The organism is Streptomyces adelaidensis, assembly GCF_016598475.1.
GTDB lineage: Bacteria > Actinomycetota > Actinomycetes > Streptomycetales > Streptomycetaceae > Streptomyces > Streptomyces adelaidensis.
Map to the genome: position 1 here is coordinate 81044 of NZ_JAEMUX010000019.1, position 13495 is coordinate 94538.

Annotated in this window: 11 protein-coding genes and 2 pseudogenes; 7 read left to right on the forward strand and 6 right to left on the reverse strand. The window is 71.0% G+C overall.

Annotation, left to right across the window (positions count from 1 at the left end; translation table 11 throughout):
• The first annotated feature begins 245 nt into the window (after positions 1-245).
• The 3 genes from I8N67_RS13925 to I8N67_RS13935 all read left to right on the forward strand — a co-directional run bounded on the left by I8N67_RS13925 (position 246) and on the right by I8N67_RS13935 (position 4547).
• Complete coding sequence (locus I8N67_RS13925) at positions 246-1688, forward strand: M6 family metalloprotease domain-containing protein (RefSeq protein WP_200303368.1); 1443 nt, start codon at positions 246-248, stop codon at positions 1686-1688.
• A 173-nt stretch (positions 1689-1861) separates the two neighbouring features.
• Entirely contained in the window at positions 1862-3559 is a 1698-nt protein-coding gene (locus tag I8N67_RS13930; RefSeq protein ID WP_200303369.1) for an IclR family transcriptional regulator domain-containing protein, read from the forward strand.
• Positions 3560-3809: 250 nt separating this feature from the next.
• Positions 3810-4547 carry a TetR/AcrR family transcriptional regulator gene (locus I8N67_RS13935; protein ID WP_200303370.1) on the forward strand — a complete coding sequence of 246 codons (738 nt, stop codon included), beginning with the start codon at positions 3810-3812 and terminating at the stop codon, positions 4545-4547.
• Between the two features lie 64 nt (positions 4548-4611).
• Here the strand turns inward: I8N67_RS13935 and I8N67_RS13940 are convergent, their stop codons facing one another.
• Genes I8N67_RS13940 through I8N67_RS13950 form a run of 3 tightly spaced genes read right to left on the reverse strand, consistent with a single transcriptional unit; the run spans position 4612 to position 7466 of the window.
• Positions 4612-5493, reverse strand: a complete 882-nt coding sequence (locus I8N67_RS13940; protein WP_234045646.1) for an ABC transporter permease — start codon at positions 5491-5493, stop codon at positions 4612-4614.
• 2 nt (positions 5494-5495) lie between these two features.
• Positions 5496-6353, reverse strand: a complete 858-nt coding sequence (locus I8N67_RS13945; RefSeq protein WP_200303371.1) for an ABC transporter permease — start codon at positions 6351-6353, stop codon at positions 5496-5498.
• Between the two features lie 3 nt (positions 6354-6356).
• A complete protein-coding gene (locus I8N67_RS13950; protein ID WP_200303372.1) occupies positions 6357-7466 on the reverse strand; it encodes an ABC transporter ATP-binding protein in 1110 nt (369 codons plus the stop codon).
• A 170-nt stretch (positions 7467-7636) separates the two neighbouring features.
• Here I8N67_RS13950 and I8N67_RS13955 point away from each other — a divergent pair.
• A pseudogene (locus tag I8N67_RS13955) lies at positions 7637-8056 on the forward strand (AraC family transcriptional regulator ligand-binding domain-containing protein); the annotation flags it as partial.
• A 566-nt stretch (positions 8057-8622) separates the two neighbouring features.
• Positions 8623-9378 carry a serine hydrolase domain-containing protein gene (locus I8N67_RS13960; RefSeq protein ID WP_372443701.1) on the forward strand — a complete coding sequence of 252 codons (756 nt, stop codon included), beginning with the start codon at positions 8623-8625 and terminating at the stop codon, positions 9376-9378.
• 7 nt (positions 9379-9385) lie between these two features.
• Here I8N67_RS13960 and I8N67_RS43830 read toward each other — a convergent pair whose 3' ends face one another.
• Positions 9386-9511: a hypothetical protein gene (locus I8N67_RS43830; RefSeq protein WP_267912740.1), complete on the reverse strand. Its 126-nt coding sequence runs from the start codon at positions 9509-9511 to the stop codon at positions 9386-9388.
• A gap of 229 nt (positions 9512-9740) precedes the next feature.
• Between I8N67_RS43830 and I8N67_RS13965 the strand changes: the two genes are divergently transcribed.
• Positions 9741-10322 carry a TetR/AcrR family transcriptional regulator gene (locus I8N67_RS13965; RefSeq protein ID WP_200303373.1) on the forward strand — a complete coding sequence of 194 codons (582 nt, stop codon included), beginning with the start codon at positions 9741-9743 and terminating at the stop codon, positions 10320-10322.
• A gap of 926 nt (positions 10323-11248) precedes the next feature.
• Here I8N67_RS13965 and I8N67_RS13970 read toward each other — a convergent pair.
• Positions 11249-12873 (reverse strand): annotated as a pseudogene (locus I8N67_RS13970) (CocE/NonD family hydrolase).
• Positions 12870-13127 (reverse strand): TetR family transcriptional regulator C-terminal domain-containing protein, encoded by a 258-nt coding sequence (locus I8N67_RS13975; protein WP_200303375.1) that lies wholly within the window; start codon positions 13125-13127, stop codon positions 12870-12872. Before I8N67_RS13975 ends, I8N67_RS13970 begins: the two are co-directional and overlap by 4 nt.
• A gap of 45 nt (positions 13128-13172) precedes the next feature.
• Between I8N67_RS13975 and I8N67_RS13980 the strand changes: the two genes are divergently transcribed.
• Positions 13173-13490 carry an alpha/beta hydrolase domain-containing protein gene (locus I8N67_RS13980; protein WP_200303376.1) on the forward strand — a complete coding sequence of 106 codons (318 nt, stop codon included), beginning with the start codon at positions 13173-13175 and terminating at the stop codon, positions 13488-13490.
• Positions 13491-13495: the final 5 nt, after the last annotated feature.

A 13495-nucleotide genomic window follows, 5' to 3' on the forward strand; every position in this document is an offset into this window, starting at 1 on the left:
CGCTGCGAGCCATCCGGGGATGGAGTCCCCGTTTCGCTCGGACACATGGCTAAACGGGGAAACGATCCCCGGTTATTTCCGGTCCCGGAAGACTTTTGGTGTGGCCTGGGTCACAGGTTCCCGTACTCGAATGTGACACCCACGTTCGGCCCTTCCAGCGCGCGCCCGCGCACCCCTCGACACAGGGTGATCGAAAGGGTGCAGCCTCGTCACCGGGCGGCTGCCGTGGAGCGAAGGGCGCGTGTATGCAGCAGCCGTTCCGCAGAAGCGGGAAAACTCGGCGCCTGATATCTCCACGCCGAATACCTCCGTCTCCGTCCCAGCCGGCGCGCGGGGAACGTACGCCTCGCGGGGAGCGCACGTCCCGCGCGGAGCGGCGTGCGCGGACTCGGACGAAGCCCCAGACGCAGACGCAGACGGGTCCGATACGCCCGCGTCGCGTCATCGTGCTCGCCTCCGTCACCGCCCTCACGCTCGCGGTCAGCACCTCCGCCGGCACCGGGCACCTGATGGCGAAGAAGAAGACGACGACGGCCGCGGGGGCCACCGCCCTGGCCCGCGGTTCGGCGCTCGGCCCCTGCATGATCCGCGGCCCGCTCGGCACCCAGATGTCGGAGGGCATCCCGACCCCGCCGGGCTACTCCCGCTCCACCGGCACGGTCCGCGCCCTCCACCTGATGATCGACTTCTCCGACGCGCCCGGCGAAGGCGGCGCGATGGACCGCTTCGCGGAGTTCGCCCCGCAGACCCAGAAGTGGTTCAGGGCCAGCAGTTACGGCCGTATCGACTACCGCCCCGAGGCCCCGCTCACCGACTGGTTGCGGATGCCGAAGTCCTTCCGCTCGTACGGCATCGAACGCGGCGCCCCCTTCGACCCCGGCTACCGCCGGCTGGTCCAGGACATGGTGCGGGCCGCCGATCCGCTCGTGGACTTCCGGTCGTACGACCTCGTCAACGTCCTGGTCACCCCGAACGCCGGCCCCTCCGCCCTCGACACCGTCCTGTCCGTCACCTTCGCCGGCAACCGCGAGGCGCCGGTCGCGGACGGTATCCCGGTCTCCAACGCGTCCTTCGTCTACAGCCGCCAGGACGACGGCTCGGGCTCGTACACGGAGACCGGCTACCGCGTCCTCCCCCACGAGAACGGCCATGTCTTCGGACTGCCCGACCTCTACACCCACGAGGGCGGCGGCGCGGTCGGGCACTGGGACATCATGAGCGAGGACTGGGGCGTCGACAACGATCTGCTCGGCTGGCACAAGTGGAAGCTCGGCTGGCTCGACGAGACCCAGGTCGGCTGCGTGGCCGCGCCCGGGAGCGCCGAGTACACGCTGACCCCGCTCGCCAACGCCGGCGGCGGCAAGCTGGTCGTCGTCCCCCTCGACTCCCGCACCGCGTACGCCGCCGAGCTGCGCACGCAGGCGGGCAACGACGCCGCGGTGTGCCGTCCCGGCGTCCTCGTCTACAAGGTCGACGCGACGGTCGACACCGGGAACGGGCCGGTCAAGGTGTACGACTCCCGCCGCGACAGCGGGGGCTGCACGCGCAGCCCCAACGTCCACGCCGAGCTCTCCGACGCGCCTTTCGTCCCCGGCGAGTCCTTCAAGGACGTACGGGCGGGGGTCGAGATATCGGTGACGGAGGCGGATGTGGGTGGGGGCCATCGGGTGGTGGTGAGCCGGCGGTAAAGCGGTAAAGGTGCGCGAGGGGAGGGGGAGGGGAGGGGGAGGGGAGGGTGGTGGTCGGTTGTTCGGCCGCGGGTTGGTGGGGGCTGGTCGCGCGGTTCCCCGCGCCCCCGGAAGCGAAGTGGTCCCCGAGTTCCCAGGCGCCCGGCTCAGGCGTGCGGCATTACCGTGACCCCATGCTCCCGAACGTCACGACCGCGGCCTCCGCCGCAGCCGCCGCCTCCGCGCCCGCGCCCGCGCCCTCCGAGGCCGTCGCCCCCCTCATGCGGGGGATCACCGTGCTGCGGCGGCTCACCGAGGCGGACGGGACCCTGAGCCTGAGCGGGCTGGAGAAGGCCACCGGGCTCGCGCGTTCCACGGTCGACCGGATCACGGCGACGCTGGCCCGCATGGGATACGTACGGCTGGACGGGCGGGACGCGGTCCTCGCCCCCCGGCTGATGGAGCTGGGCAACGCCTATCTGGCCGCGATCCGTCTCCCCCGCCTCCTCGACGCCCACGCGGACGCCCTCGCCGACGAGCTGGACGAGTCGGTGTCCCTGGCGGTCGGCGACCGGGACGGCATCCGTTTCATCCACCAGGCCACCCGGCGCCGCGCGATGTCCCTGAGCTTCCGCATCGGCGACCTCCTCCCCGCCGAACGCACCGGGCCCGGCCCGCTCTTCGCCACCGAGTGGGACCCCGCCGACTGGGCCCGCTGGCGGGCCCGCCGCACCGCCGACCCCGAGGGCCGCGGCTTCCCGGCGGTCCCTCCGCGCGGCGGCGCGTACGACGACTTCGAGGCCCGTACGGATCGGGCGGGCGCCCAGGGGTGGGCGCTGGACGACCAGTTGATCGAGCCGGGGCTGGTGGCGGTGTCCGTACCCGTGCGGGATCCCCGTACGGGGCGGGTCGCGTGCGTGGCGAGCGTTGTCAGCCACACCAGCCGGCACACCGCGCAATCGCTGCGCTCGACGCTGCTGCCGCGAATGCGGGCGGCCGTGGCGGAGATGGAGCGGGAGCTGCGGGGGCGGCGCGTGTCCACCGCCCCCGCCCCGGACGCGTCTTCGGCCCCCGCCGGCCTCGCCGCCTGGACGGGTGCCTCCAAGCAGGAACTGGGCCGGGAGTTCATCGAGTCGCTCGCCCGTGGGCTCACCGTCATCACCTCCTTCGGCGAGGGCCGGGCCGAGCTCACCCTCACCGATGTCGCCCAGGCCACCGGCCTCGCCCGCGCGACGGCCCGCCGCGCCCTGATCACCCTCGAACACCTCGGGTACGTCGCCTCGTCCGACCGCGTCTTCCGCCTCACCCCCCGGGTGCTGGGCCTGGGCTTCCCGCCCCTCTCCATGCTTCCTCTCCCCCGGATCGCCGCCCCGCACCTGGCCGAACTCTCCGCGCGGGTCCACGACTCGGCCTCCCTCGCCCTCCTCACCGGGCCCGAGGAGGAGATCCAGTACACCGCCCGGGTCGCCACCAGCCGCGTCATGAGCGTCAACATCACCCTCGGCACCCGCCTCCCCGCGTACGCCACGTCCCTCGGCCGCGTGATGCTCGCCGACCTCCTCCCCGACGTGCCCCTCCCCTCCCCTCTCACCCCCCTGACCCCGCACACGCTCACGGACCGCATACAACTCCTCTCCCTCCTGGAGCGCGTCCGCCACGACGGCTACGCCCTCGTCGACGGCGAGCTGGAGGAGGGGCTCCGCTCCATCGCCGTACCCGTGCGCGACCGCGACGGGCGCGTCGTCGCCGCCGTCAATGTCGCCATGCACAGCAGCCGGCGCACGGTCGAGCAGTGCGTGACGGATGTCCTGCCGGAGCTGCGGGTGGCCGCCGGGCGGATCGAGGGGGAGCTTCGGGTGGCGGGGATGTTCAGGAGGGTGGCGGGGATCTGACCCCGGATTTCGGCCGCGGCCCCGGTGGGGGCTGGTCGCGCAGTTCCCCGCGCCCCTGGTTTTCAGGGGCGCGGGGAACTGCGCGAGCAACCACAACGCACCCGCGGCCAACTGACAACCCAAGAGGGTCGAAGGGGCGCAGCCCCTGGGGATGGGACGGGTAGGGGCGGCGGGGGCGAGAAAGCCACCCGGATGCGAACACCGTACGCTGGCCGCGTCACCCGTACGCAGGCAACGGAAAGGCCCCCCAATGCCCCCCACGCCCCCCGAGAAGCAGTCGACGTTCCCGTCCGTATGGACCCGCCCCAGGCCCACCCGGGAGCACCCCGCCCTGAGCCGGGACCACATCGTGGCCGAAGCCCTACGCCTGCTCGACGAGGAAGGTATCGACGCCCTCAGCATGCGCAGACTCGGCACCCGCCTGAACGCCGGCGCCACCTCGCTCTACCGCCACGTCGCCAACAAGGACGAACTGATCGAGCTGGCGGTCGACGAGATCTACGGCGAGATCGAGGCCCCCGTCCACCCCGATCCCGCGAACTGGCGTACCGACATGGCCGGTTGCGCCCACAGCCTGCGCACCACGATCCTCCGCCACCCCTGGCTGGCCTCCGTGCTGGGCGAGATGGGCATGTCCTACCTCGGCCCGAACTGGATGCGCGCCTCCGAGGCCACACTGAACGTGCTGACCACCGCCGGCTTCCCCACCGACGAGGCCGACCGCGCGCTGTCCACCGTCGTCGCGTACGTCACCGGCATGGCTACGAGCGAGGCCGCCTGGCTCAACGTCCTCGCCCGCAGCGGCCAGGACGAGCGGACCATGGTCGAGCACCTGTGGCCGGCCGCCGAGGAGGCTGCCCAGGAGTACCCGCTGCTGCGCGAGGGCTACGCCGAACAGCGCGGGACGGACCCCCGGGCGGCCCGGGAGGAGGGTTTCCAGTACGGCCTGGACCGGGTCCTCGACGGCTTGGAGACCCGCCTCAAGTGACGCGGCCCGAACAGAGGGCCGCGCCTCCGACCCGCCCCGCGCCCTTGCCCGTTCTCATCCGTTCTCATCCGTTGACGCCCGTGTACCGCCGCAGGCTCCAGCTCCACAGCAGCCGTGACAGCACGAACGCCATGAGGCCGATGAACGGCGACGCGACGGCCAGCGCCTCCGGTACGCCCATCGCCCCGCCGTGCCCGGTCAGCACGCCGGCCGGGAAGTACGCGATGAAGGCGAGCGGCACGATGAAGGTGAACGCGGCGGACGCGGCCTTCGGAAGGATGCTGAGGGGGTAGCTGCCGAACGTCCCCATCAGCTCCTCCAGCCACTGGCTCCAGTACGAGGTGGCCGGGAAGTGGAACGCGGCGGCGGCCAGGGCCGTGAAGAGCGCGGCCTCGACGAGCATGCCGCCGAGCACCCCCGCCACCACGTACGTGATCCGGCCGGCCGTCCAGTCGTGGGAGCTGCGCTGGAGGGCGGCGACGAACAGCCCGACCGCGACGACCAGGTCCCCGATGGCGTTGACCGGGAAGAAGGCCAGCTGGATCTGCCGGTAGACCGGCATCGGGCGGATCAGGCAGGGGTCGACGACCCCCTCCTGGACGAGGAGGTTCATGTACTGGACCCGCCCGAGGAACAGCACGTACAGCCCATGCGCGAGCATGCGCATGCTGGCGATGAGCAGCACGTCGGAGCTGGACCAGCCGCCGAGCCCGGGGAACCGGGTGAGCAGGACCGAGGCGAAGACGACGATCGAGACCTGCCAGATCGCCCCGACGGCGATCCCCATCAGGAACTCTCCCCGGTACTCCAGCCGGGCCTTGAAGTTGAGCTTGGTGATCCGCCAGACGACCCGCCAGGCGTGCGCGGCACCGTGCGGCGGGCCGGGGCGGGACGTGGGCGACTCGGCGGCTGCCGGAGAGGCGCTCGGTGATGTCGTCGGGTTCATCCTCATCCTCCCTGGGCCACGACGCGGCGGCCGGCCCGGTCCCAGAGCCGGCGGGTGAGCAGTGCGAGCAGCACGATCCAGACGGCCTGGATCGCCATCTGGCCGAAGGCGTCGTCGACGCCGATCCGCCCGACGTAGATGGAGAGCGGTACGCCGAGGGTCGCCTGGAACGGCAGGAACATGCTCAGGGTGATGAACCAGTCCGGGAAGTACCAGAGCGGCGCGTACACACCGGAGAGCAGGTTCTGCGCGAAGACGAGGATCAGCAGGGCCGCCTCGTTGCGCAGCGTCCAGAAGCACAGCAGGTCGACCAGCATCATCACGTAGTACAGGACGAGTTGGCCGAGCAGCATGCTCACCGTGAAGACCCCGGCCACCGAGAGGGAGGCGGGCGGGGCGACGACACCGACGGCGAGGGACAGCACGTATCCGGCGAGCACCCAGCCGAAGCCGTACAGCTGGTCGCCGAGGGCGCGCAGGGCGTAGTAGCGCTGGGGCCTCATCGGCCGCAGGTACCAGTAGACGATCGTCCCGAAGTGGAGATGCTGGATCACCGTGTCGCGGCCCGCGCGCCGGTCCAGGCCGCGGATGCGGTTCGCGAGCACGGCCAGTACGGCGTAGCCGACGGCCTGGGTCTCGTCGAGCCCGGCGCTGGAGTCGGTGTTCGCGTACAGCCCCCGCCAGAGGTACACGACCAGGCACACCTGGACGAGGAGCCGTACGGCGGTGGCGGTCATTCGGGGCGGGGCGAGCAGCTCGCCCCGGGGCGTGATCCACGCGATGCGCCGGGCACGCGAGACGGCGGTCGCGAAGGCAGTGGGGGCGGCGGGGGCGGGGGCTTGCGTGGTCCTGGCCGTCATGGCTCAACCGCCCTGGGAAGCGGGGGCGGGGGCGGAGGCGGAGGCGGAGGTGGAGGCGGCGGCCGGCTCCTGGGCCGGTACGTCGCTGAGGTAGGCGGCGCGCATGACGTCCTCGAGGTCGTTCTCCTCCAGCGCCAGGTCGGCGACCCGGAACCGTCCGATGATCACCTTCAGAGCCTCGTGCACGCTGGGCGAGTCCGCCCCGACCGGCCCGAACACGACGCGCGGCCCCTCCCGGCGCAGCACACCGATGCCGGCGAAGCCGGGCAGTGCGACAGGGCCGCCCGTTCCCTCGCTCCGCCCGATCTCCTCGACATCGGCCGGGTCGGCGAGGGTGGCCCGGACCTGCCAGGTGCCGCCGAAGCGGCGCCGGATCTCGTGGAGGGAGCCGTCGAGCACGATCCGGCCGTGGTTGATCAGCACGACCCGCTCGGCGAGCCGTTCGACCTCGGTCATGTCGTGCGTGGTGAGCAGGACGGTACGGTCCCGCTCCTCGACCTGGTGCCGCAGGAACCGCCGTACCTGCTCCTTCACCACCACGTCCATGCCGATGGTGGGCTCGTCGAGGAAGACGACGGGCGGGTCGTGCAGCAGCGAGGCGGCGAGATCGCAGCGGACGCGCTGCCCGAGCGACAGATGCCGGACACGGGTGTCCCAGAACTCGGAGAGTTCGAGCAGCCCGTCGAACTCCTCGATCCTGGCCCGGTACTGGCCCTCCGGAACCCCGTAGATGTCCCGCAGAATCGCGAACGACTCCCGGGCCGGCAGATCCCACCACAACTGCGTCCGCTGTCCGAACACGGCCCCGATGTTGTGGGCGTTGCGCTCCCGGTCCCGGTGCGGCACGACCCCCGCGACCAGCGCCTCGCCCGAGGTGGGCGTCAGAATCCCGGTGAGCATCTTGATGGTGGTGGACTTCCCGGCCCCGTTCGGACCGAGCAGTGCGAGCAACTCCCCCTTGCCCACACTGAATTCGACATCCTGCACCGCGACCTTGGCCACCCGCCGCGGACTGACGAGCGACCTGAGCGCTCCGCCCAGTCCGGGCCGCCGCACCGTCGTCTGGAACACCTTGGACAGCCCACGCGCCTCGATCACCGCGGACAACGGCATCACGCCCTCACCGGTTCGAAATTCCGAACATCATTCGGCACAACGGCGGCAATGCTAGGCCCGGCGAGGCGGCCGGGAGAAACGAATTCGGCGGCCCGGGACCGGCTGGGAGAACTCACACCTCGGCATCGTTCACGAATGCCCGGCGCCGATACGGTTGGCACATACAGATGGAGATCCGAGCCGCTGCGATCCGCGGCATCGATCGTCTGATCGACGACCTCGGGGGCGACGGGGCGCGGCTGTTGTCCGAGTTCGGCGTTTCGCCCGGTGATCTGGATTCCGAGCACGGGCTGTTGCCCGCGGTGACGGCCGGGCGGATGCTGCGCCGCGCCACGAAGAAACTGAACTGTCCGGATTTCGGGCTGCGTCTGGCGGCCTACCAGGACATGTCGATGCTCGGCCCGCTGGCTCTGGCGGTCGGGAACTGCGACACCGTCGGAGAGGGGCTGGACTGCGCATCGCGATTCCTGTTCGTACACAACCAGGGCATTCGTCTGTCGCGTGAGCAGGATCCCGAACACTATGCGGGGGTGGGCGCCGTCGAATACCGGATGCTGCATCCGGATATTCCCTACGAGCCGCAGACTATCGACGCGGGTCTGGGACTGCTGCACCGCAATCTCATCGCCGAGGGGATACGGCTGCGGTCGGGCAGGGTGCTGCCGGCCGACATCGTGGTGACCGCGACCGGGCTGCGCATGCTGGCGTTCGGTCACATCGCGGTGAGCGTCGACGGCGAGCCGGTCGAGCCCGCGCGCCACCTGCCGTGGCGGGGCACCATGCTCAGCGACGTGCCGAACCTCGCGCTCTGCTTCGGCTACGTCAATCTGTCCTGGACGATACGGGCGGACCTCACCGCGCGGCTGGTGTGCCGGGTCCTCAACCACATGCGCCGCGCCGAACTCGCGGCGGTCACCCCGCCCGCCGAGTCCGGCGTCCGGGAGCGGCCCATGATCGAGCTGGCGTCCGGCTACGTCCAACGGGGCGTCCAGAGCTTCCCCCGGCAGGGCCACCGCGCCCCGTGGCGGATGCGCCAGACCTATCTGCTGGACGCCGCCGACATCGCGCGCGCGAGTCTCCGTCGCGAGCTGCGCGGTGTGCCCCGCGCGTCGGTGCGGCCGGCCGGCGACGACATCCGGACCGGAGGCCGACCATGGCGGATCTGCACGGAGTGTGCGACGAGCCCTTCGCGGAGCTGGCCGCGCGGCTGTCCGGGAACCTCGACACCGGCGACGAACTCGGCGTCTCGATCGCGGTCCTGGTGGACGGGAAGCCGGTGGTCGACCTGTGGGGCGGATGGGCCGACCAGGGCCGTACGGCGCCGTGGCGGCGTGACACGATCACCAACGTCTGGTCGTGCACGAAGACGGTCACGTCCCTGGCGGCGCTGCTGCTGGTCGAGCGCCAACTGCTCGATGTCGACGCCCCGGTGGCCCGGTACTGGCCGGAGTTCGCAGCGCGCGGCAAGGAAGGTGTGCTGGTCCGGCACCTGCTGTCGCACACTTCGGGCGTCTCGGGGTGGGACCGGCCGGTGACCGTCGCGGACGTTCTCGACGTACCGGTGTCGACGGCCCGGCTGGCCGCCCAGGCGCCGTGGTGGCCTCCGGGCACGGCGTCCGGCTACCACCTTTTCAACTACGGTCATCTGCTCGGCGAGTTGGTCCGGCGGATCGACGGGCGCACCCTGGGCCGGTTCGTCGCCGAGGAGATCGCCGGTCCGCTCGGCGCCGACTTCCACATCGGCAAGGGGCACGCGCGGCCGAACATGACCCCGATCCTGGAGGCGGTGGCCGCCGGCACGCTCCACCCCGAGCTGGTCACCAGCTCAATCCACGACTGGGACGAGATCCCCGACGTGCTGACCTCCGACCGGGCCGGCCACAAGCCGATCTTCGTCCTGGAGAACTGAGGTCGGCTCAGGTCGCCTCGCAGTCACCGGCACCGCGCCGTCGGTGTTCGGGAACGGCGATGCGGCCGACGAGATGACGGGCCGCGTGCACACCGATTCCGGCGGTCACGCCCGTCACCACGACGATGCTCATGGCGGCGGTCCGCCTTGGGGCGGTTCGACACCCCGTGGACGTCACGTCCTGCTTACGGCGCACCGGGCCGACGGCAGGAACCGTCTCGCCGCTGTCGCCCTCACGTTTGACTGGGGACGAAGGCCGGGAGCGGACCACTGCCCCTGGGCGGATCCGCCGCTATGGTACTCCTGAGCGGACTAGCGGACTACTGTCCACTACTTGGGATGTGAACCCAGGAGGAGAGTGAGTGGAGTTGAGGATCGACGGGCCTCAGCGCTCGGACGCGCAGCGCAATCGGGAGCGCATTCTGAAGGTGGCGCTGGTCGAGCTGTCGCATTCGGCGGACGCGCCGCTGAGTGCGATCGCCAAGAAGGCGGGGGTGGGGCAGGGCACGTTCTATCGGAACTTCCCCAACCGTGAGGCGCTCATCCTGGAGGTGTACGGCCACGAGGTTCAGCAACTCACCGACGCTGCCGCCGAGTTGCTCCGGACCAAGGCGCCCGACCAGGCCCTGTGCGAGTGGATGGACAGCCTGGCCCGCTTCGCCGTCGCCAAGGTGGGTCTCGCCGACGCGATGCGCCAGACCATCGGCACGTCGACCGCCTCGGCGCAGCCGGGTTACGCGCCGGTGGTCGCGGCGATCGAAGCCCTGCTCGTGGCCAACCATGAGGCCGGCACCATCCGCCCCGACGTGACCGCCGACGACTTCATCCTGGCCATCGCCGGTATCTGGCAGATCGACGTCAACGGCGACTGGCAGTCCCAGGCCGCCCGCCTCCGGGACCTGGTCATGGACGGCCTGCGTACGGGAGCCCCTGGGCGGGACTGACGGCTGAGGGGGCGAATTCGCAGGAGGCGCTCGCCAAAGGGCAGGAGGCGCTCATCGAAGCGCAGCAGGCGCTCATCGAAGGCTTTGCCGAACTCCGCGAGCGCGTCCGCCACCGCGGCGTCGAACAGCCCCGCCTTCGACGTGTTCCCACGTCGGCGATCCGTGCGCCGGGGACCGCTCCGGCGGCGGTCCACAGGCCGCGCGCTCCCTCTCCTGGGCCGCGTTCGGCCATGAGCCGGTAACGCTCGATCGCCGCGTCACCGAGAGCCAACGAGACGCCGGCACCTCGGACTCGCCTTTCGTCAGGATCAGCAGGGGACGGCTCCACCGGTCGAGGTAGGGATCGGTGATCTCCCGGAGCCCGGTGAGACTGTCGCGGAGCTGCTCCATGCGTCGCTCATTGACGCCTGCCCCTAAGGAGATCGGACTGAGGGCCCTGGGTGACGAAGCGGGGGTATCGCACGCGACCATCAGCCGACTGCTACGCGGCATGGTTCTGCCCGACATGGGGACTCTGTGAGGGAACCTCAGGAACCCGGTGCCCGGCGCACCTGGGCGATCCCGGCCTCCTCGCCGTAGGGCGCCGGGCGACCTCCAGCTCCGGGCCGGTGGTGAGCGGCTGGTACCGGCCTGGCTCGTCCACGGGATCAGGCGAAGGCGGGACCCCAGCGGTTTCGGCGATGGCAGGGCGCGAGTGCGCGCCCGTCGGCAGTGCCTCGGTGAAAATGTCGGACAGGCGCTGTACGCCCATCACGTCGGTCGTCCTCCGCGTCCGCTTCGTCGGTCCCGACTCCGTCACGGGCAGTCGGCGGCAGACACGAAACCCGGTCGCGTCGCGGGGAACGCGGAGACATCTCGGGCAAGGCGGCGGGTGTTCCGCACTGCCGGTGCCCTCTGGTGGGTGGCCAGGCGTCGGCTCGGACGCCTCAGTCCGTCTCTCGGACGGGGAGGACGATGGCGGAGGGGTGCTCCGGGTCGTGGAAGACCAACTGGTCGGCGGCGCGGAGGGTGGTAGCGGTGGCCCGGGGTTCGCCGGTGCCGGGATTGCGGTTGTAGCGGGGGAAGGCACCGCTGGAGACCTGGACGCGGATGCGGTGTCCGCGCTTGAAGCGGTACGCCGTCGGCCACAGCCGTACCTGGGCCCGGGAGATCTCGTCGGCGCCGGTGAGGCCGGTCAGGCCGTCGCACACGTTGGTGGAGCGGCCCTTCTCGTCGACGTCGCAGAGACGGACGAACACGTCGGCGTGCGGCAGGCTGGAGCAGAAGAAGATCTCCGCGCTCACCTCGCCGATCACCTCCACGTCCTTCTCCAACTCGGCCGTGGTGTAGGTCAGTACGTCGGACCGGGCCTCCAACTCCTTGTTGTCGACGCGGCCGGCTTTCACGCCGAAGGCCATGCGGACGCCACCGACCGCAGGGGTGGGATCGGCCGGGTCGTAGTGGTAACCGTCGGGGACTGAGACCGCGGCCGGAGGTTCGGTGGCCAGGGCGCGGCCGGACTGGAGGTGGAAGCGTCGCGGCTCGTATCCCGGGGGCGGCCAGGACGAGACGTCACGCCACTTCTCCTCGCCCATGACGTACAGGCGTACCGGAGGGCGCTCGGGCGGCTGTTCGCCGCGGGTGAGGGGCAGGGCGAAGTCGAGGGCCTCTGCGGCCGCCGCGCCGCCCACGCCCATGGAGATGTGGGCCCAGGGGCCGATGGTGACCCGTGCGGTCCGCCCCGCGTCCGGGAGCGCGCGGTAGTCGCGGAGCTGGCCCGGCAGGAAGATGTCGTACCAGCCGCCGACCGTGCTGACCGGCACGGCGATGTCCTTGACCTGGTCGCTGCGATCCACGACCTTCCAGAACGGTGACTCGTCGTCGTGGTCGAGGACGTTCTGGAAATACGGGGACGGGTATCCGAGGACCGCCGTGTCGGCAGCGTTCAGCGGCAGCGTCCGCATGGCCTTCCGGACCTTGCCCGTCTCCAGGAACTGCCGCAGCCGCGCCCTGGGGCGTTCCGTCCCGGCGGCCTGGACACCCCAGCCGAAGGGGGCCTCCAGGGCGAAGCCGTCCGCGCGGAGCTGTTCCAGGGTGAAGGCGGATTCGGAGACCGAGGGGATGATCGCCTTGACCTGCGGGGGACGGCGTCGGCGACCGCCCACTGGACGAAGCCGAGGTAGCTGCCGCCGAACAGGACGACCGAATCGCCGCACCAGGGCTGCTTGACCAACCAGTCCAGGGTGTCCAGGCCGTCCTCCCGCTCGCGGCGCAGCGGATCGAAGTCGCCGCCGGAGCCGAACGTGTTGCGCGTGCTCTGCACCAGCACCTGGAAGCCGCGTTCGGCCAGGGGCCGGGCGAGTTGTATGGCGATCATGCCGGTCCTGCCGTACGGCGAGCGCAGGAGCGCGGTCGGCAGGCCGTCTCCTCCGGACTTCGGCCGCCAGCGGTTGGCCAACAGTTCGACTCCGTCGCGCACCGGCACGCGCAGGTCGTGCTCGACGGTCACGTCTCTGGTGAGGGGCGGGGGAAGGTGCAGCAGGCGTTGGAGGAAGTGGCTGGTCAGGTTCATCGGGTGGACTCTCCGTCGTCTCGGATACGGGGCATGGAGGCGAGGGCAGACTCAAGGTGGAGCAGGCGGCCCGCCAGTTCTTCGGGGTCGAGAGGTTCCGCCCCTTCGATCAGCCAGTCGTTGACCACCGCGCCGACCCCGCCGGCCAGGAAGAGGGCCATGTCCCGTGCCGCGGTCTCCTCCATCCCGCCGAGCAACTCCCGCAGCACGTTCTGGTTGAGCGTGACAAACAGGGCGTTGAGCGTTCTGGTCATGTCGAAGGCGCAGGCTCCGGTCAGCATCGCGCGGTAGAAGGAGCGGTGTTCCGCGAAGTGCCGGGCCAGGGCCACAGTGCCCCGCGAGGTGTCGGTGTCGTCCTCGACCCGCGACACCAGCTCCCGTCGGACCAGGTCGGCCGCCGCCTCCACGAGCAGCGCTACTCGATCTGCACCGGTGCCGGTGCCCAGGAGAACCTTTCCGCGGACGAACTCGAAGCGCTCTACGGCAGTAAAGGCACATATGTGAAGCGGGTTGTCCGCCAGGCCAACCAGTTGGAGCACACGGGGTGGCTGCTGCCCGCCGACGCCCGGGAGATCCGCGAGGAGGCCGCCGGCTTCGACGGGTTCTCCGCGACGTGACGGAC

Coding starts and splice junctions, on each gene's coding strand:
- I8N67_RS13925 (WP_200303368.1), top strand. CDS start 246: ATGCAGCAGCCGTTCCGCAGAAGCGGGAAAACTCGGCGCCTGATATCT.
- I8N67_RS13930 (WP_200303369.1), top strand. CDS start 1,862: ATGCTCCCGAACGTCACGACCGCGGCCTCCGCCGCAGCCGCCGCCTCC.
- I8N67_RS13935 (WP_200303370.1), top strand. CDS start 3,810: ATGCCCCCCACGCCCCCCGAGAAGCAGTCGACGTTCCCGTCCGTATGG.
- I8N67_RS13940 (WP_234045646.1), bottom strand. CDS start 5,493: ATGAACCCGACGACATCACCGAGCGCCTCTCCGGCAGCCGCCGAGTCG.
- I8N67_RS13945 (WP_200303371.1), bottom strand. CDS start 6,353: ATGACGGCCAGGACCACGCAAGCCCCCGCCCCCGCCGCCCCCACTGCC.
- I8N67_RS13950 (WP_200303372.1), bottom strand. CDS start 7,466: ATGCCGTTGTCCGCGGTGATCGAGGCGCGTGGGCTGTCCAAGGTGTTC.
- I8N67_RS13960 (WP_372443701.1), top strand. CDS start 8,623: ATGGCGGATCTGCACGGAGTGTGCGACGAGCCCTTCGCGGAGCTGGCC.
- I8N67_RS43830 (WP_267912740.1), bottom strand. CDS start 9,511: ATGAGCATCGTCGTGGTGACGGGCGTGACCGCCGGAATCGGTGTGCAC.
- I8N67_RS13975 (WP_200303375.1), bottom strand. CDS start 13,127: ATGACCAGAACGCTCAACGCCCTGTTTGTCACGCTCAACCAGAACGTG.